Annotated in this window: 17 protein-coding genes and 1 pseudogene; 7 read left to right on the top strand and 11 right to left on the bottom strand. The window is 71.9% G+C overall.

Annotation, left to right across the window (positions count from 1 at the left end):
* Positions 1-43: 43 nt before the first annotated feature.
* Complete coding sequence (locus ACKI2N_RS30400; RefSeq protein WP_420992340.1) at positions 44-922, bottom strand: alpha/beta fold hydrolase; 879 nt, start codon at positions 920-922, stop codon at positions 44-46.
* A 210-nt stretch (positions 923-1,132) separates the two neighbouring features.
* Between ACKI2N_RS30400 and ACKI2N_RS30395 the strand changes: the two genes are divergently transcribed.
* Together ACKI2N_RS30395 and ACKI2N_RS30390 are read left to right on the top strand one after the other, a co-directional pair.
* Entirely contained in the window at positions 1,133-1,615 is a 483-nt protein-coding gene (locus ACKI2N_RS30395; protein ID WP_420992342.1) for a hypothetical protein, read from the top strand.
* 156 nt (positions 1,616-1,771) lie between these two features.
* Entirely contained in the window at positions 1,772-2,053 is a 282-nt protein-coding gene (locus tag ACKI2N_RS30390; protein WP_420992344.1) for a hypothetical protein, read from the top strand.
* 69 nt (positions 2,054-2,122) lie between these two features.
* Here ACKI2N_RS30390 and ACKI2N_RS30385 read toward each other — a convergent pair whose 3' ends face one another.
* On the bottom strand, positions 2,123-2,332 hold the full coding sequence (locus ACKI2N_RS30385) for a hypothetical protein (protein WP_420992346.1): 210 nt from the start codon (positions 2,330-2,332) through the stop codon (positions 2,123-2,125).
* Positions 2,333-3,248: 916 nt separating this feature from the next.
* Here ACKI2N_RS30385 and ACKI2N_RS30380 point away from each other — a divergent pair.
* On the top strand, positions 3,249-4,088 hold the full coding sequence (locus ACKI2N_RS30380) for an SDR family oxidoreductase (RefSeq protein ID WP_426990954.1): 840 nt from the start codon (positions 3,249-3,251) through the stop codon (positions 4,086-4,088).
* Positions 4,089-4,147: 59 nt separating this feature from the next.
* Here ACKI2N_RS30380 and ACKI2N_RS30375 read toward each other — a convergent pair whose 3' ends face one another.
* On the bottom strand, positions 4,148-4,513 hold the full coding sequence (locus ACKI2N_RS30375) for a response regulator (protein ID WP_420992350.1): 366 nt from the start codon (positions 4,511-4,513) through the stop codon (positions 4,148-4,150).
* A 127-nt stretch (positions 4,514-4,640) separates the two neighbouring features.
* On the opposite strand from ACKI2N_RS30375, the gene ACKI2N_RS30370 reads away from it, so the two are divergent.
* Positions 4,641-6,107, top strand: coding sequence for an MFS transporter (locus ACKI2N_RS30370; RefSeq protein WP_420992352.1), 1,467 nt, complete (start codon positions 4,641-4,643; stop codon positions 6,105-6,107).
* A 379-nt stretch (positions 6,108-6,486) separates the two neighbouring features.
* Positions 6,487-6,849 carry an endonuclease gene (locus tag ACKI2N_RS30365; protein ID WP_420992354.1) on the top strand — a complete coding sequence of 121 codons (363 nt, stop codon included), beginning with the start codon at positions 6,487-6,489 and terminating at the stop codon, positions 6,847-6,849.
* Between the two features lie 90 nt (positions 6,850-6,939).
* On the opposite strand, the gene ACKI2N_RS30360 is transcribed toward ACKI2N_RS30365, so the two are convergent.
* The gene (locus ACKI2N_RS30360; RefSeq protein WP_420992356.1) at positions 6,940-7,677 is read right to left on the bottom strand and encodes a BON domain-containing protein; all 738 of its coding nucleotides are present in this window, start codon (positions 7,675-7,677) and stop codon (positions 6,940-6,942) included.
* A gap of 177 nt (positions 7,678-7,854) precedes the next feature.
* On the opposite strand from ACKI2N_RS30360, the gene ACKI2N_RS30355 reads away from it, so the two are divergent.
* Positions 7,855-8,127 (top strand): hypothetical protein, encoded by a 273-nt coding sequence (locus ACKI2N_RS30355; protein ID WP_420992358.1) that lies wholly within the window; start codon positions 7,855-7,857, stop codon positions 8,125-8,127.
* Here ACKI2N_RS30355 and ACKI2N_RS30350 read toward each other — a convergent pair.
* From ACKI2N_RS30350 to ACKI2N_RS30335, 4 genes are all read right to left on the bottom strand, one after another.
* Positions 8,119-8,592 carry a PaaI family thioesterase gene (locus ACKI2N_RS30350; RefSeq protein WP_420992359.1) on the bottom strand — a complete coding sequence of 158 codons (474 nt, stop codon included), beginning with the start codon at positions 8,590-8,592 and terminating at the stop codon, positions 8,119-8,121. The two genes, ACKI2N_RS30355 and ACKI2N_RS30350, sit on opposite strands and share 9 nt — an antisense overlap.
* Before the next feature lie 280 nt (positions 8,593-8,872).
* Positions 8,873-9,229, bottom strand: a complete 357-nt coding sequence (locus tag ACKI2N_RS30345) for a DUF3325 domain-containing protein (protein WP_420992360.1) — start codon at positions 9,227-9,229, stop codon at positions 8,873-8,875.
* Positions 9,226-10,884 carry a PepSY-associated TM helix domain-containing protein gene (locus ACKI2N_RS30340; RefSeq protein WP_420992361.1) on the bottom strand — a complete coding sequence of 553 codons (1,659 nt, stop codon included), beginning with the start codon at positions 10,882-10,884 and terminating at the stop codon, positions 9,226-9,228. The genes ACKI2N_RS30345 and ACKI2N_RS30340 overlap by 4 nt, the downstream gene beginning before the upstream one ends.
* On the bottom strand, positions 10,881-11,183 hold the full coding sequence (locus ACKI2N_RS30335) for a DUF3649 domain-containing protein (protein WP_420992362.1): 303 nt from the start codon (positions 11,181-11,183) through the stop codon (positions 10,881-10,883). The genes ACKI2N_RS30340 and ACKI2N_RS30335 overlap by 4 nt, the downstream gene beginning before the upstream one ends.
* Positions 11,184-12,191: 1,008 nt before the next feature.
* On the opposite strand from ACKI2N_RS30335, the pseudogene ACKI2N_RS30330 reads away from it, so the two are divergent.
* Positions 12,192-12,335 (top strand): annotated as a pseudogene (locus ACKI2N_RS30330) (H-NS family nucleoid-associated regulatory protein); the annotation flags it as partial.
* A 72-nt stretch (positions 12,336-12,407) separates the two neighbouring features.
* Here the strand turns inward: ACKI2N_RS30330 and serA are convergent.
* The 3 genes from serA to ACKI2N_RS30315 form a co-directional block, all read right to left on the bottom strand.
* Positions 12,408-13,619, bottom strand: a complete 1,212-nt coding sequence (gene serA / locus ACKI2N_RS30325; protein WP_420992363.1) for a phosphoglycerate dehydrogenase — start codon at positions 13,617-13,619, stop codon at positions 12,408-12,410.
* 261 nt (positions 13,620-13,880) lie between these two features.
* A complete protein-coding gene (locus ACKI2N_RS30320; protein WP_420992364.1) occupies positions 13,881-14,594 on the bottom strand; it encodes a hypothetical protein in 714 nt (237 codons plus the stop codon).
* Positions 14,595-14,763: 169 nt separating this feature from the next.
* On the bottom strand, positions 14,764-15,768 hold the full coding sequence (locus ACKI2N_RS30315; RefSeq protein WP_420992365.1) for a S1C family serine protease: 1,005 nt from the start codon (positions 15,766-15,768) through the stop codon (positions 14,764-14,766).
* Positions 15,769-16,014: the final 246 nt, after the last annotated feature.

Below are 16,014 nucleotides of genomic sequence, written 5' to 3'. Positions count from 1 at the left end.
GGGGCTCCGGTCGGATCCAACGGGCGGGCGGCGCGGGCAAGCCTCAGGCGAGCTCGCGCACGAAGCCGAGGAGGTCGGCGCACAGCCGCGCCCCGTGCGTGTACGGCAGGCCGTGCGGCGCGCCTTCGTAGACGCGCAGGCGCGCATCGGGCAGCAGCGCGGCGGTGCGCTGCGCGGTGAGCGGCAGCGGGCAGGACACGTCCTGGTCGCCGTGCACCAGCAGCGCCGGCACGCGGATGGCGGGCAGCTCCGCGCGGAAGTCGGCATGCGTGTTGGCGTGGCTGCAGCCGAGCAGCGCCTGCAGCGAAGTCTGCAGCGCCATGGCCCGCACCCATTCGAGCCGCGGCGCCGAGCACAGGCCGCCGCCGAAGGGCGCGAGATTATTTTCCACCCACCGCGGGAAGTCGTCGGCCAGTTCGCCCGCCACGTGGTCGAGGATGGCGGGATCGATGCCCTCCGGGTTGTCCGCGCTCCGTGCCAGGCAAGGCGTGGTGCAGCCCACCAGCACCATGCCGGCCACGCGCTGCGCGCCGTGGCGCGACAGGTAGCGCACGATCTCGCCGGCGGCCATCGAATGCCCCACCAGCGTGACGCGGCGCAGATCCAGCGCCTCGATCACCGCGGCGAGGTCGTCGGCCAGCGTATCGAAATCGTAGCCGCGGCCCGGATCGCCGGAACGCCCGTGGCCGCGCCGGTCATAGGCGATGCAGCGCAGCCCCGCGGCGCGCAGCGCCTGCATCTGGCAGCTCCAGGAATCCGAGGGCAAGGCCCAGCTGGAGACGAACAGCACCGTTGCGGCGGCGGGGCCGCCGTCATGCCAGTCGCGCACGAACAGCGAGACGCCGTCGCGGGTCTGTATGTAGCCGGTCGGCGGGACGGAAGAAAGCGCGGTTTCGCGGCGGGCAAGGCTGGCGGCAGGCATGGCGGTCGGCTCCGGTCGAGGTTGCCTGGCGGTTCCAGGCAAGCCCAGTGTCGGCGCTGGCGCGCGGTGCGCCAATTACCAGCCAGGTAATGGCCGGCCCGGCCGGCCGGGCCGGCCTGGCCGGCGCCGCGGGATTTCCCCCAGGAAGTGTTATTGCGGACGCCGCCGCCACCATGGAGACTGTCGGCACTTCACGGCGAGGGGGCGGGAATGATAGCCACACGGGAACAGGGCAGTGCAGCCACCGACGGTGCCAGGCGGGTCTCGAGCCTGCGCGGCCACGCGGCGCGGTTCAGGAAGTTTGTCAGCGCGTGCCTGGCCCACGACGGCTTCCTGCCCGACGTGATCGTGGCGTGCGCCGGGCTGCCCGGCGACGAGGAGGAAAGCTTCACGCTGCATACGGCCGTCGGCCGCCTCTACGCGCAGTTCGGCTTTGCGAAGTGGGACGGGCGCCTGGTGGCGCGGTACCTGTTTTCCCGCTTCACGCTCGGCGAAGACCTGAAGGCGCGGCTGGTGCCGTTCCACGCCATCCTGATCGAGGAAGAGGGCCGCGCGACCTTTGCGGAAGACGGCGTCTTCGAGTGGGAGATTCCCGACGCGTTCCAGTCCGGGCACCACTACGGCCCGGCGTTGACGCGCACGCTGCTGGATGCCTACCAGGAGTCGTTGCCGAAGTTCGACCGGCCGCGATAGCCGACGCGATCGCCGCGATCGCCCCGGCTCCGGTCTTTTCCCTGGCCCGCTCGATTGCCGCGCCGCCGCCCCCCTATTGCCTGCCAAATCCCCCTGCTGCGATACTGCCCGTCTCATGACCCCCGCCGGCAGGCACGGCGGCCCCGGGAGACAGCCATGGCGCCATTGCGGTTCCACGAACTGCCGGCGCAGGAACGCGACGATTTCGCGTCTGCCTGCGCGCTGCATGGATTCATCCAGGAAGACTTCGAGGTCGGCGCCGAGGTTGGCGCGCAGGCGGCCGGGGACGGCGCTGCCGGCCAGCCGTCGCGCCGGATCACCGTGGCGCGCGTGACGGGCGGCGAGGCGCGGGTGTATCGCGACGGCCCGCTCGCATGGACGGCGGCCTTCGAGCGCGACCTCGCGCAGGATGTGTTCGGTTTTCCGCTGGCCGACTAGCCGGCCCCGCTAGCGGGCCGGTGGCGCGGACATGGCGAGCCGCGCCCGGCTCGCGCCGCGCCTTCGCTGTCAGGAAGCCTTGCCGGCGGCCCGGCCGCGCGCGTATGCCGGTGTTCGCACCGCGCGGTGGATCGCCTCTTCCAGCGCGTCGGCCAGCGCGCGCGTGCGGCGCTCGGCGATCTGCTGGAGCGTGGGGTCGCCCGCGGGCGAGGGCACGGCGCGCTGCGTGGAGTTTTCCGCTGGCGCCGTGCCGGTCAGGGGTTTCGGGTTCTGGATCATATGGGTAAGGGACTCTGTCCAGTGACTGCCGTGGTTGCCGCTATCGCCGGGATGGCCGCAGCCGCCGCCATTGCCGGCCACCCTTCATGCTGGCCGCATTGTGCGCCCGTCCGGCATGGGCGCGCTGCCCTCTTGTCGGAGTAGGCGCGAAGGACTATTGACGCGGCCGGGTCCTTCTGGGTCCGCCGGCCCGGCGCCACCGCGGCCAAGGAAAAAAGCGGGGCCGCGGCACGTTGCCGCCGGCCCCCCGAAGCCCCAGCCATGAGGCGCAACCTCCCTCTTATGTGGTGCCTGCCGTCCATCTCCCGGGCCGCGGGCGATGTGGCGACCTGAAGGGGAGGGCAGGAACCATGCCATTCGCGTTGCCGGCGCCGCGCGGGGCCCGCCGGGATCGCGCGCGCCGGCCAACGCTGGCCGCGGGAGGCGCCATCCGGTCCGCCGCATGGCCCGGACAGCTGTCATTCCCTGTGCGCCGCCGCCGGCGGATGGACATCCCTAACTTTCCGGTTCGTGTAAAAAAGCGCATCGCACCGTGCACGGCCGGCGCGCCGGCAAAAAAAATGCCCGCAGGGGCCAGGCCCCGGGGGCATCGAAGAAGTGACATGGGCGGAAGGCTTTCCCGCCCGCGCACAGTGTCGCATCGCCCGCGCGGACTGACCGCCCCAACACCGGGGGGTTTGTGCTCCGTCACTCACTTGACTTGGATCAACAAGTGAAGCAGGAGGCTGTGCTCCGCGCGGGCAAAAGGCCGGCGTCGGTGCCGTGCGCGGCATGGGATTTGCGTGGGGGCGAGGCAAACGCCGGGCGGCCTGGCCCGCCGCGCAGCCAAGGAGATGCCATGCCGACAGCCCGAACCCCGACCGAAGATACCCGCAAGGATGCCGCGCACGGCGGCAGCCAGGACACCCCCGGCCGCATGCCGGCCCAGCACCAGCAACAACAGCCCGGCACGGAAGCGGGCATGGCGCCCAGGCCGCGCAGCGAGGACCCGGAGCACCGCGGCAGCGGCAAGCTCGACGGCAAGGTGGCGCTCATCACCGGCGGCGACAGCGGCATCGGGCGCGCCGTCGCGCTGGCCTTCGCCAAGGAGGGCGCCGACATCGCCATCGCCTACCTGGAAGAAGATCACGACGCCGGCGAGACCCGCGCGATGGTGGAGCAGGCCGGCGGGCGCTGCCTGCTGCTGCGCGGCGACCTGGGCGACTCCCGCCACGCGGCGGCCGTGGTGGACGACACCGTGGCCCATTACGGCAAGCTCGACGTGCTGGTCAACAACGCCGCCGAGCAGCATCCGCTCGACACGCTGGCCGAACTGGAAGACGCCCAGCTCGAAGCCACCTTCCGCACCAATGTGTTCGCGATGTTCTACGTCACGCGCGCCGCCATGCGGCACCTCGTGGCGGGCACCTGCATCATCAACACCACCTCGGTCACCGCTTACCGCGGCAGCCCGCACCTGCTCGACTACGCCGCCACCAAGGGCGCCATCGTGGCGTTCACGCGCTCGCTGGCGGGGCAGGTGGTGGAAAAGGGCATCCGCGTCAACGGCGTGGCGCCGGGACCGATCTGGACGCCGCTGATCCCGTCCACGTTCAGCGCCGAGGAGGTGGCCAGGTTCGGCACCCAGACGCCGATGGGGCGGCCGGGTCAGCCCGACGAAGTGGCCGGCGCCTACGTCTTCCTGGCGTCGCGCGCGGCCAGCTACATCACCGGGCAGGTGGTGCACGTCAACGGCGGCGAGATCGTCAACGGCTGAGCGCGGCGCGCCGGGGCGGCGCCAGCGCGGCGGTAAGAATTGCCGGCGCGGTCCATGACCTACACGCCGGCCAGTTCGCGCACCACTCTCACCAGTTCGTCGGGGTCGCAGGGCTTGGGGCAGTAGCGCACGGTGGGATTGGCGATGACAGGCAGCGGCCGCGTGCTGGTCGAGATCACCACCGGCGTGTTGCACAGCGCGCTGTCGCGCAGCAGCAGGCCGCACAACAGCGCGCCGTCGCCATGCGGCATCATCCAGTCGGTCACCACCACGCGCGGCTGCACGCGCTGCGCCGCGCCGAACGCGCTCATGCCGTCGGCGGCGCGTTCCACGATGTAACCGGCGCGCTCCAGCGCGCAGGCCAGCGCATCGGCCACGCCGGGTTCGTCGTCGACCACGAGAATGGTTGGGAAAGGACGTTGCACGAATTCTGCCTATGATGAAAGCTTGCCGCCGAGGCCCATGCCTGACGCAAGGGCCGGGCCAGATGCCAGCCAGCCGGCTGCTTGCCGCCCGCCTGCGGCCGGCCGCCGCAGACACCGGAGCCTGTCCATGCCGCTTGCGCAGACCACGCCGGACGTGCCGGTAATTCCCGCCGTGCAGAGCGACATCCCCGCGCGGCTCGACCGGCTGCCGTGGTCGCGCTGGCACTGGCGCGTGGTCATCGCGCTGGGAGTGGCGTGGGTGCTCGACGGGCTGGAGGTCACGCTGGTGGGCTCGCTCGGTGGCGTGCTCGAGCGGCCCGAGGGGCTGGGCCTCGATGCGGCGCAGGTCGGCTGGCTCGGCTCCCTCTACGTGGCCGGCGCGGTGGCCGGCGCGCTGGTGTTCGGCCGCTTGGCCGACCGCCTCGGCCGCAAGACCTTGTTCCTGGTCACGCTGGCGGTGTACGCCGTGGCCACGTTCGCCACCGCCTTTTCCACCGGCTTCGTGTTCTTCGCGGTGTGCCGCTTCCTGACGGGGCTCGGCATCGGCGGTGAATACGCGGCCATCAACTCGGCCATCGACGAACTGATCCCGGCGCGCGTGCGCGGGCGCGTGAACCTCGCCATCAACGGCAGCTTCTGGCTGGGCGCGGCGCTCGGCGCGGGGCTGAGCCTGCTGCTGCTGGAGCCGCGCCTGCTGGGCCCGGCGCTGGGCTGGCGCGCCGCCTTCGCGCTCGGCGCGCTGCTCGCGGTGGCCATCCTGCTGGTGCGGCGCGACGTGCCCGAGAGCCCGCGCTGGCTGCTCTCGCACGGGCGCGGGGAAGAGGCCGCGCGCATCGTGGCCGTCATCGAGGCGCAGGTGGCGGCGCAGTTCGGCGCGCTGCCGCCCGTGGCCGGCAGCGTCACCTTCACGCGCCGCGGCGCGGCCACGCTGCGCGAGGTGGCCGCCGTGCTGCTGCGCCGCTACCCGCTGCGCAGCGCGGTCGCGCTGGCGCTGATGGTCTCGCAGGCGTTTTTCTACAACGCGATCTTCTTCACCTACGCGCTGGTGCTGACGCGTTTCTACAGCGTGCCGGACAGCCGCGTGGGGCTGTATATCTTCCCGTTCGCGCTGGGCAACGTGCTGGGCCCGCTGCTGCTCGGGCCGCTGTTCGACCAGGTGGGCCGGCGCCGCATGATCGGGCTGACCTATGTGCTGTCCGGCGTGGGGCTGGCGCTGACCGGCTGGGCCTTCATGGCCGGCTGGCTCGACGCGCGCAGCCAGGCGCTGTGCTGGTCCGCCGTGTTCTTCCTGGCGTCGGCCGCGGCCAGCTCGGCCTATCTCACGGTCAGCGAGGTCTTTCCGCTGGAAACGCGCGCGCTGGCGATCTCCGTGTTCTACGCCGTGGGCACGGGCAGCGGCGGCTTTGCCGGGCCGCTGCTGTTCGGCGCGCTGATCGAGAGCGGCAGCCGCGCCGCGGTGGCGGCCGGCTACGGCATCGGCGCGGCGCTGGTGATTGCCGCCGGCCTGTTCGCCATGCGCTACGCGGTCAATGCCGAGCGCCGCGCGCTGGAAGACATCGCGCCGCCGCTGTCCGCGCGCGGCGGGCACGAATAGCCGCACGCCGCCGCCGGGCGTGCGGCTGCCGTTGCCGGTACACGGTGCGCACGGCAACGGCGGCGCGGCCGCGGCCAGGGCGGGTAATCGTCGGGTAATCGGCGCGTAATCGGCGGGTAATCATTACCAGCGGCGCGTCCTTTTTGCCGGTGCCCGCGCGCGCGGTCCCGTCATCGCGCGCCCGGCACCGCCCCTGCCCGCGTGCCGCCACGCGAGCGCTGCCAACGCCCGCCGCCGGCAAGTGCGCGCGGCGCTGCCCGCGCGTTTGTGGGACATAGCCCGACTGGCACGTGTCTGGCTTGGAAAGGACTACGCACCGCGCCCGGCGCGGTGGGCATTCCCCGGTTCTCTTCCACGTTTTCCTCTCCAAGGAGGCACCATGACACATCGACTTGCCAAGGCCCTGTTGCTGGCCGGCACCGCACTCGCCTCGTTTTCCGCGCTCGCCCAGGGCGTGCAGGAACCGCGCAGCCCGTATTCGCAAGGGGCCATGAGCGACAGCGGCAGCGGCCTGACCGATCCCTACGCCGGCGCGCGCAAGCCGGACAAGTTCGACCCGTACACCCAGGGCGCCAACCAGTCCGTGCGCACCGACCTCGCGCCCACGCAGGACTCCTACATCGTGCAGGGCGAGCCGCCGGCGGGGTCGCGCCAGGCGTACATGGACCGCTCGCGCTGGCTGGGCCCGACGCTGGGCACCCGCCTGGGCATGCGCAGCCGTTTCCTCGACGGCGGGGCCTGATAACCCGCGGCCGCTTCCCGCATCGTGCTCCGCCCGGCGTGGCGCCATTGCCCGCCGGGCTTTTTTCGTTCGCGCGCGGGGAAGCGGTTCTCAGCTCAGGTTGAGCACGGTGTCGGGCGACGTGCCCTGGCCGCCGTGCCGCGCCACGCGGATATTGTTCTGAACTTCCGCTACGCCGAACACGCCGTCGGCGATGTCCTCGATGGCGTACTTCTGCGCGCGCGTGCTAACCGTGCCGCCCAGCGTGACGACGCCCGCGGCGACGTCCACGGTGACCTCGCTCACGTCCAGGCGATGGTCGTGGGCAAGCTGCTCGCACAGGTCTTCGCAGATGCGCGCGTCGGTGCGCTGGTAGTTCTTCGGGCCGGCGCGGCGGGGTGGCCGGGCTGGCCCGCGCGTGTCGCCGCGGTAGCCGGGGTCGCCCGGATAGAGGCGCTGCGCGCCGTTGTACGATTGCCCGCCCCGCCCGCTGTCGCCGTAGTAGCCGCCGCCGTAGCCGGGCTCGCCGCCGCGCCGCGCGCCCTCGCGCGCTTCCTGCTCGCGCCAGGTGCCGCCGGTGCCGCTGCCGGTGGGATCGTAGCCGCCGTAGCCGCTGTCGTACGGCTGGCTGCCGCGCCGGCCGCCGGCCCACTCCTGGCTCCGCTCCTGGCCCCATTCCTGGCCCCACTCGCCGGGCCGTTCGAACGCGTCGTCCATATGCCCCGCGGCCGAAGTGCCGCGGTGCGGTCCGCCTTCGTCGAGTGGCCGGTGGTCGCGGTGGTTGCGGTTGTCGCGGTCTTCGCGGTCTTCGCGGTCGTCCCGGTTGTACTGGTCTCGCATCTCTCGCATGACTCGCTCCATGAAGGTGGCCGGCTGGAACCCGGCCTGCAGGAGACGCCGCCGCAAGAAGCGTACCGCCGCGCTGGCGGCGTGCCGGGGACGGTACGCTTCTTGCGGCGGCTCGCGGGTACGCCCGCGGCAATGTCGAAGAAACAAAGAGACCAAGAGAGAAAGAGGAGAGCTGGCATGGACTGGATCGATGCCCTGCAGTGGCCGGCGATGGTCATCACGGTCGCCGCGACCTGGCTGGTGGGCTCGCGCGCGGCGGGCCGGCGCAAGGCGGGCTTTCGCGTGTTCCTGGCGAGCAACGCGATGTGGGCGGCGTGGGGGCTGCATACCAGCGCCTACGCGCTGGTGGTGCTCCAGCTGGCGCTGGCGGTGCTCAACCTGCGCGGCATGGTCAAGGCGCGGCGCGCGCGCGGCGCCGAAGCCGGCGGCCTCGACGCCAGCTCAGGCTGACGGCGCCGGATCCTTGCGGCGGAACGCCGCCTGCGCGGTGGCGATCACGCGGCCCTGGCTGTCGGTGACTTCGGCGCTGGAAAAGAACACGCGGCGCCCGCCGCCCACGCGCCGGCCCACCACCGTCAGCGGTTCGAGCTGGCCGGACGAGACATAGTTGACGTTGAGCGAGATGGTGGTGGCCGCGCGCCGCACGCCGCCCTCGGGGAACAACCCGGCATAGCCGCCCGCCGCGTCCAGCAGGGTCGCCAGGATGCCGCCCTGGACCACGCCGGTGTTGTTCAGGTGCGCCGGCTGCGGCGTCAGCGACATGCGCACCAGGTCCGGCTCCCATGCCACGATGGTCACATTGAGGGATTCGAGAAACGGGTTCTCCAGCGCCCACGCGGGGTTGGCGGCGGGCTGGGCGGGGGTCTTGTCGGGCATGGCTTGCAGCAGCGGGCATTCGGTTGGAATGGCCGACATGATAGCCGGCGGCGCTCGCTGGCGGCGGCGGGCGGACCTTCATATCACCGGTAGACAGGGTTTGCCTGCGAAGAGCGCGCCGCGGCTGCCGCGCTTGCCCTTGCCTCCAGGGAGACCGCCACGCCCCGGCATCCGCCGGGTTCGTCCGCCGCGGCCGGCCCGGCCAAGCCGGGCTACCCGGACCTCGGGATCCGCGGCCCGGGCAACGGCTTCCCGGCCGGGCGCCGGAACGGCGCGCAGTACGCGCTGTTCCGGCAATGCGCGAAGCAGGCGGGCGGCCTCAGGGCAGCGCGCGCAGCGCCAGCAGCCCGCAGCCGCCCAGCACCCCGCTCCAGCGGGCCGCGCGCAGCGCCAGCGCGGGCGCGTAGGACAGCAGCAGCACCAGCGGCAGCGCGCCGAGCGTGAGCATGCCGATCCACGACACGGTGCCCACCGGCCAGCCCTGCTGCGCCACGCAGGCCAGCAGCGCCAGCGCCAGCGCGGACCAGCCCAGCGCGTGCAGGCGCATGCGCTCGGCGGCGCCGGGCGCGCTGCCGCGGCCGTGGCGCTCGGCATAGTGCCGGTCCAGCGTCTGGCTGAGCGCGGCGAAGCCGCTGAACGCCAGGGCCAGCGCGGTCAGGAAACCGATGCCGTTCATGTCGCCCCCTTGGCGTCCTGCGCGCGAGGTGCCTGGCGCGCGGCTTTTCCGGCCGGCGCGTGGCCCGCGGGCGCCATCCCGCGCGCCGCCTTGCGGCGGCCGAGCACCCAGGCCGCGGCGCCCAGCGCGACACCCAGCGCCAGCGTCGTCAGGTCGAAGCCGGCCACCGCGGCCGGCCCCTGTCCCTGCAGCAGCGTGACGCCCAGGTGCGTCTCCGTGGTGAACGCATTGAGCACGGGAATGCCGGCCAGCATCAGCGCGCCGGCCCACAGCTGCGCGCGCCACATGCCGCGCGTGGGGCGCAACTGGGCCAGCACTGCGGCCGTGGCCCAGGCCATGAAGAACCAGCGAATCTCCGCGTCGGGGCGCTGCGCCATCGCCACCGGCAGCAGCCGGTTGGCCCAGAAGTAGGCCGCGAAGGCGATCGGCAGCCCGGCGATGGCGCCGATGTTGAGCGCGTCCACCAGCCGCAGGCCGAAGCTCGGCCGCGCGCCGGCCGCCAGCGCGCGGGCCTGCTGCTGGCGCGTCTTCGCGCCCCACAGCAGCGCGCCGGTGGCCACCATCACGCAGCCCGCCAGCCCGCTGACGAAGAACAGCGCGCGCAGCAGCGGGCCGGCGAAGTGCGCCTCGTGCAGGCCCACCATCACGCCGCGCGTCTGGCTGGCGGGCGCCGGCGCGTCGCCGCTGGTGGCGGCCAGCCTGCCGGTGGCGCCGTCGAAGCGCATCGACGGCTCGTCGACGGACATCGACCGGCTGCTGCCGCGCGAGATGGTGATGGTGGCGTTGGCGTCGCCGGCCAGCGTGATCGCCACGCGGCTCGGCTCGGCGCCGTGCCAGTGGCGCATGGCCTGCTCGACCAGCGGCGCCACCGGCACCAGCGGCGCGGCCTGCCCGCTGGGCTTGCCCTGCGGCGCGCGGCCGAAGGCTTCGTTGTTGAACGCCTGCAGGTTGCCCTGGTAGGCCGTCTGCACGCCCCACGGCATGTACATGAACATCAGCGTCACCAGCCCGGTGTACGTGATCATCAGGTGAAAGGGCAGGGCCAGCACGGCGGTGGCGTTGTGCGCGTCGAGCCAGGAGCGCTGGCCCTTGCGCGGGCGGAACGTGAAGAAGTCCTGGAAGATGCGCCGGTGCGTGACGATGCCGCTGAGGATGGCCACCAGCATGAACATCGCGCACACGCCGATGATCCAGCGCGCCCACAGCGGCTGCATGTAGTACAGGTCGAAGTGCAGGCGGTAGAGGAACTCGCCGCCGCGCGTGTCGCGCACGGTATCGAGGAAGCGGCCGGTGGCGGGATCCAGCGTGCGGCTCTCGAAGCGGCCCCGGCTGCCGCCGATGCCGGAGCCCGGCTCGCCCGCGGCGCGTATCCACAGCACGTGCACCACCGGGTTGCGCTCGTCGGGCAGGTTGATGAACCAGCGCGGCGAACCGGGCGCGTTGCGCTGCAGGAAGGCCACCGCGCGGGTGGCCGCCTCGGCGCTGGTGACCGGCGTGGCCGCGGCGCGGTGCATCTCCGGCTTCATCCACAGCGTGATCTCGTCCTTGAAGTAGCTGGCGGTGCCGGCGCAGAACACCAGCAGCAGCACCCAGCACACCAGCAGGCCCGACCAGCTGTGCAGCCACGCCATCGACTGGCGCAGGCCGGCCCTCATGCGGCGCTCCGCACCGCGGCCAGCACGGCCGCGAGGATGGCGCCCAGGATGGCGGCGGCCACCGCCAGCCCGGTCCATGCGCGCCATGCGCTGCCCACGGCGAACACCCACAGCACCGCGCACGCATACAGCGAGAACGACAGCAGCGTGGCGGTCATCACCGCCTCGGCCGGCGGCATCGGCAGCACCACCGCCAGCAGGCCGGTGGCCAGCGCCGCCAGCACGTAGCCGCCGCCGACGGCGGCCACCACGCGCGAGGCCACGCCCAGGCGGTAGCGGCCGGCGCGGCTCAGGCGCATGTGCGCGCCTCCCCGGCGGCCCTGCCGGGCACGACAGTCCTTCGCAAGGCGGTGGAAATGAGGCGATGCATTGGCTATATGTCCTATGGAAGAGGCTGCGTTGCGCAGCGGCGGCCTCGATGGCCGGCGACGGCCACCCGGGCAGGCGCGGGAAACGGCGCGCCGCCGCGTGCAAGCCTCATATGATAATCGTTCTCATTTGAGTTGTGTGGCTTCGGGCGGCTGCGCGCCTGATCGCTGCCCGCTCGCCGCCCGCATCGCAGGCCCGCTTGCACGCGTCTTGCGGTAGCCATTTGTGCTGTCCGAGGGGGCTGCTGCCGCGCTCAGCTATCATGTGCGAGCTTCAGGGTCAGGGGTGTGCGCAGAGCGCCGCATGATGAGCCGTCTACCCGCATCTTCTATTGGTTTTTTATCGTGTCTACCGTTATCGCCCCCGCCGTTCCCCCCGCTGTCACGCCCGACGTCAAACGGGTAGCCGCCATCGTCTGGATCCGGGTCCAGATGGAGCGGCTGGGCATTACCGTCGAGGAGATCGAGGCGGCGCTGGCGGCCGCGGCGCCGGTGGCCGGATCCGTGTCCGAGGCGACAGCGGTGGAAGCAGAAGCCGGGCCGGCGCCGGCAGCGGAGCCGGTATTGAAGCCGCCGGTGGAGCGCGTGGAGCGAGCCGCCGGGCCGGCGGCCGCCAGACCGGCGACAACCCTGGTGGTGGAACCCATCGGCCCGGCCCCCGGCCTGCTGCCGGCGGCTCCGGTCACGGCGCCGCCGATGGCCACGCCGCGGCAGCAGCGCAAGAAAAGGCTGGGCCAGCATGCGGCCAATGCCCAGGCGGCGCTGGCGGGACCGGCGGCGGCCCGGCAGTCCGCGGCGGCCACGGCGGCTTCAGCGCAGCCGGAGGCCGGGCAGCCGACCGAACGGCCGACCGAACGGCCGGATGAGCGAAATGGCGAGCAGAAGGGCGAGCAGAAGGGTGAGCAACAGGGCGAACAGAAAGCCGAAGCGAAAGGCGATCCGGCGCCGGCCGCTCCCGCTGGCGCCGCGCGCCGCTACCGCAACGCCGAGGGCCAGGTCTGGGACGGCGAGGGCGCGATGCCCTCGTGGCTGGTGCGCGCGGTCAATGCCGGCCAGTCGGTCGAGCATTTCCGCGTGAGCTGACGGCGCTGACGGCGCTGATGGTGCGGATGGCGCTGACGGCGGGCCGCCGGCCCGCCGCGTCCGGCGTCGCGCTCAGGCCTGCTCGTTGAGCAGCACGCGGCAGCGGATGAACGCGCTTTCCTGGTCCAGCGCGGCCACCAGTCCGGCCGAGGGTGCCTTGTCCAGGTCGGTCACCACATAGCCCATTTCCCCGCGCGTCTGCAGGTGCTGCGCCACGATGTTGACGCCGTCGCGCGCCAGCAGCGTGTTGAGCGCGGCCAGCGCGCCCGGCGCGTTGCCGTGCACGTTGAGCAGCCGCGCCGGCGAGGTCAGCGGGCCCGGGCTCACCTCGGGGAAGTTGACCGCGCCGATGGTGTCGCCGGTGCGCAGGAAGGCGATCAGCTTGGTGGCCACCTCGGTGCCGATGTTCTCCTGCGCTTCCTCCGTGCTGCCGCCGATATGCGGCGTCAGGATGGCGTTGGGCACGCCTTGCAGCGGGCTGTCGAAGCGATCCGCGTTGGTCTTGGGTTCTTGCGGGAACACGTCGATGGCCAGGCCGGCGATGTGGTTGTCGTCGCAGGCCGCGCGCAGCGCCTCGATGTCCACCACGCTGCCGCGCGAGGCATTGATCAGGATCGCGCCGCGCTTGAACTGGCGCAGCACGCCGGCGTCGATCATCTTCTTGGTCTGCGGGGTGGCCGGCACGTGCAGCGTGACGATATCCGCGTGCGACACCGCATCGGCCAGCGAGCGCGCCGCGCGCGCCGAGCCCAGCGACAGCCGGGCCTGCACGTCGTAGTACACCACGCGCATGCCCATGGCCTCGGCCAGCACGCCGACCTGCGAACCGATATTGCCGTAGCCGACGATGGCGATGGTCTTGCCGCGCGCCTCGAACGAGCCGGCGGCGCCCTTGGCCCACTTGCCGGCATGCGCCAGCGTGTTCTTCTCCGGCACCCGGCGCAGCAGCAGGATGGCCTCGGCGATCACCAGCTCGGCCACCGAGCGCGTGTTGGAGAACGGCGCGTTGAACACCGGCATGCCCGCGCGCGCGGCGGCCTCCAGGTCGACCTGCGAGGTGCCGATGCAGAAGCAGCCGATGGCCAGCAGGTGCCGGGCCGCCTCGATCTCCGGCGCGCCCAGGTGCGTGGCCGAGCGGATGCCCAGGATCTGGTGCGCCTGCGGCGCACGGTGCAGTTCTTCACCGGCGAGCGCGCCGCTGCGGCGCTCCACGGTGACTAGCGCTTCCTTGAAGCGTTCTACGGCGGTGTCGTGGATGTTTTCGAGCAGAAGGGCAGAGGTCATGGCTAAGGCAGCAATAGCAGCAATGGCAAGGCAAGCGCGGCGGCGGGCGCGGCGCGAAGGCGCGCACCTGGCGCGCGGGCAAGGTGCGCGCCATGGTGGCGATGGCGGGCGCGGGAAAAACCGGACTGCCATGGTAACGCAGGCAGCGCCGGCGCACAGAAACCCACGTTGGCGCCAATGACAAAGGCGATGTGCCCTGAGCGGCACGAAGTCCGCGGGGCGGGGCCGCGCGGAAAGCGGGGCGAGGCGCCCCGGGGCGCCTTACTTCGGCAGCAGGTCCTGCAGGTCTTGCAGCGTCGCGCCGCCGGGCCCGCCGGGCATGGGTGCGCCGGCGTGGGCTGCCTGGGTGCCAGCCGGCGCCGGTGCGGGCGCCGCGCCGCCCGCGGCCGCGGGACGGATCGGGGCGCCGTGCGCGATCGCCGGCACCGACGCCGGGTCCAGCCGCCCGTTCTGGCCCAGCGCGATCGGCGCGCAGCCGCTCAGGAAGCCGTCGTGCTTGAGGCTGTTGGTGATGTCGATGGCGAACACCGCCGCGCGCTCCTCGAGCGGGATCGCCGTGGCGCCGCGGCTGAAGTTGTACTGGCCCTTCCAGACCGGGCGCCGCAGCCGGACGTCGGTCAGCGTGCTGGCGTAGCGGATCGACAGGCGCTGGCCGTAGGCGCTGACCACGCCGCCGCCGTTGGAGATGGTGAGCAGGGTGTCGGCCTGGAAGGCGCGCATGCGGGCGGTGATGGCGTTCGGGTCCAGCTCCAGCCCGGACAGTTCGTCGTAGGTCGACTCCACCCCGCACTGCTTGGCCACCTCGTGGAACTTGGCGGCGAAGGCCAGCGAGAAATCGTTGTCCCAGCCCATGCCGGTCAGGCCCACCACGTACATGCGGGCGGGCTTGCCGGTGTAGTCGGTGGCGCGCGCGCAGCCGCCCAGGAACAGCAGGGCGGCGGCTGCGGCGGCGCCGGTGCGATAGGAGAGGTTCATGCTTGTTGCCGGAGAGAAGAGGTAAAGATGTAAAGATGTAAAGATGTAAAGATGTAAAGATGTAAAGATGTAAAGATGTAAAGATGTAAAGATGTAAAGATGTAAAGATGTAAAGATGTAAAGAGGTGAAGAAGTGGAGATGCGCGCGCGGGCGGGCCGGGGCGCCGGGCTACTTCGCGTAGGAAAAGTAATAGGGGCTGGAGACGGAGCGCATCACGTAGCGCCCGCCGGCTTCGCTCAGCCGGTAGCACGTCTGCATGCTTTTGAACTTCGGGTTGTCCATGTCGAAGCAGACCTGGCCGCTCTCCTGCTCGATCCGGTAGCGGCCCGGCGAATAGCCGCGGCTGACGGAATTGGTCACATCCAGGCTGCCGCCTTCGCGGATATCCAGCCACAGCGTGATGCCCGATGGCGCGGTGGCGTCGATGCGTCCCAGGTGCGTGAAATGCGCGGCCAGTTCGGCGCCGGTGAGCTGCCGGTCCTGCGCGCCCTGCATCTGCGCCGGCTGCGGCTGCGGCTGCGCCGGCGGCGGCACGGCTGCCGCGGCCGCCGTCTCGCTGCGGAAACGCTGCAGCGCCAGCGCGGAGCGCGCCGGCACCTCGGCGATCCACTGCGCGGGCACGGCGAAATTGAGGTTCTGCGCGTCGGCGCGCATCAGGTAGGTGATGCCGATCAGCTGGCCGTCGGTATCGAACAGGCCGCCGCCGCTGGAGCCCGGCGAGATCGGCGCGGTGGTCTGCAGGCGCACCACGCGGCCGGCGGCGTCCTTGTTCAGGGAGGAGAGCAGGCCGTCGCTGAGCGTCAGCTCGTAGCCGCGCGGCGCGCCGATGGCGTACACCTTCTGGCCCACCCTGAGCGAGGCGAGCGGGGCGATCTTCACGGCCGGCGCGGCCAGGCCCCGGGCCTGCAGGATGCACAGGTCGCGCTCCACGTCGGCATGCAGCAGCCGCGCGCTGTGCGCGGTGTTCTCGCGCCGGATGGCGATGGCCTTGCCGTTCCTGAGCACGTGGCAGTTGGTGACCAGTGCTTCCGGCCCGATCACCACCGAGCTGCCCAGGCCGATCCGCCCGCCCTGCGCGTCGAACACGGTGACCACCCAGATGCTGGGCGACTCCCGCTCGTACAGTTGCGCCGAGTCCAGCGCCAGGCCGGGCAGGGAAATGCCGGCAGTCAAACACGAAATTGCGATGTGACCCGCTATTTTTTTCGCCCGACCCATGATTGTCTTCTTGGTGACTGGTCCCGCCGGAATGCCATCCGAAAGCCGCCGGATTCGGCCGCCACACTGGCGATCCGGCCTTTCCCCGCCCGCTGTTCCGGACCCTGCGGACGCGCACGGGGCTGCCTATCATAAACGTTCCGGCCGCCGCGCTAAAGCTTTGCCGCGCCGGGCCGACAACAAACTGGCAGGAGCCCCCCT

It is taken from the genome of Cupriavidus sp. 30B13, assembly GCF_049059565.2.
Taxonomy (GTDB): domain Bacteria; phylum Pseudomonadota; class Gammaproteobacteria; order Burkholderiales; family Burkholderiaceae; genus Cupriavidus.
The sequence above is the reverse complement of the archived record's forward strand: the minus strand, read 5'-3'. Positions and strand labels throughout refer to the sequence as shown.

What these genes read in the sequence shown, in the direction of transcription:
- ACKI2N_RS30400 (WP_420992340.1), bottom strand. Translation starts at nt 922, where the DNA reads ATGCCTGCCGCCAGCCTTGCCCGCCGCGAAACCGCGCTTTCTTCCGTC.
- ACKI2N_RS30395 (WP_420992342.1), top strand. Translation starts at nt 1,133, where the DNA reads ATGATAGCCACACGGGAACAGGGCAGTGCAGCCACCGACGGTGCCAGG.
- ACKI2N_RS30390 (WP_420992344.1), top strand. Translation starts at nt 1,772, where the DNA reads ATGGCGCCATTGCGGTTCCACGAACTGCCGGCGCAGGAACGCGACGAT.
- ACKI2N_RS30385 (WP_420992346.1), bottom strand. Translation starts at nt 2,332, where the DNA reads ATGATCCAGAACCCGAAACCCCTGACCGGCACGGCGCCAGCGGAAAAC.
- ACKI2N_RS30380 (WP_426990954.1), top strand. Translation starts at nt 3,249, where the DNA reads ATGCCGGCCCAGCACCAGCAACAACAGCCCGGCACGGAAGCGGGCATG.
- ACKI2N_RS30370 (WP_420992352.1), top strand. Translation starts at nt 4,641, where the DNA reads ATGCCGCTTGCGCAGACCACGCCGGACGTGCCGGTAATTCCCGCCGTG.
- ACKI2N_RS30365 (WP_420992354.1), top strand. Translation starts at nt 6,487, where the DNA reads ATGACACATCGACTTGCCAAGGCCCTGTTGCTGGCCGGCACCGCACTC.
- ACKI2N_RS30360 (WP_420992356.1), bottom strand. Translation starts at nt 7,677, where the DNA reads ATGCGAGAGATGCGAGACCAGTACAACCGGGACGACCGCGAAGACCGC.
- ACKI2N_RS30355 (WP_420992358.1), top strand. Translation starts at nt 7,855, where the DNA reads ATGGACTGGATCGATGCCCTGCAGTGGCCGGCGATGGTCATCACGGTC.
- ACKI2N_RS30350 (WP_420992359.1), bottom strand. Translation starts at nt 8,592, where the DNA reads ATGTCGGCCATTCCAACCGAATGCCCGCTGCTGCAAGCCATGCCCGAC.
- ACKI2N_RS30345 (WP_420992360.1), bottom strand. Translation starts at nt 9,229, where the DNA reads ATGAACGGCATCGGTTTCCTGACCGCGCTGGCCCTGGCGTTCAGCGGC.
- ACKI2N_RS30340 (WP_420992361.1), bottom strand. Translation starts at nt 10,884, where the DNA reads ATGAGGGCCGGCCTGCGCCAGTCGATGGCGTGGCTGCACAGCTGGTCG.
- ACKI2N_RS30335 (WP_420992362.1), bottom strand. Translation starts at nt 11,183, where the DNA reads ATGCGCCTGAGCCGCGCCGGCCGCTACCGCCTGGGCGTGGCCTCGCGC.
- serA (WP_420992363.1), bottom strand. Translation starts at nt 13,619, where the DNA reads ATGACCTCTGCCCTTCTGCTCGAAAACATCCACGACACCGCCGTAGAA.
- ACKI2N_RS30320 (WP_420992364.1), bottom strand. Translation starts at nt 14,594, where the DNA reads ATGAACCTCTCCTATCGCACCGGCGCCGCCGCAGCCGCCGCCCTGCTG.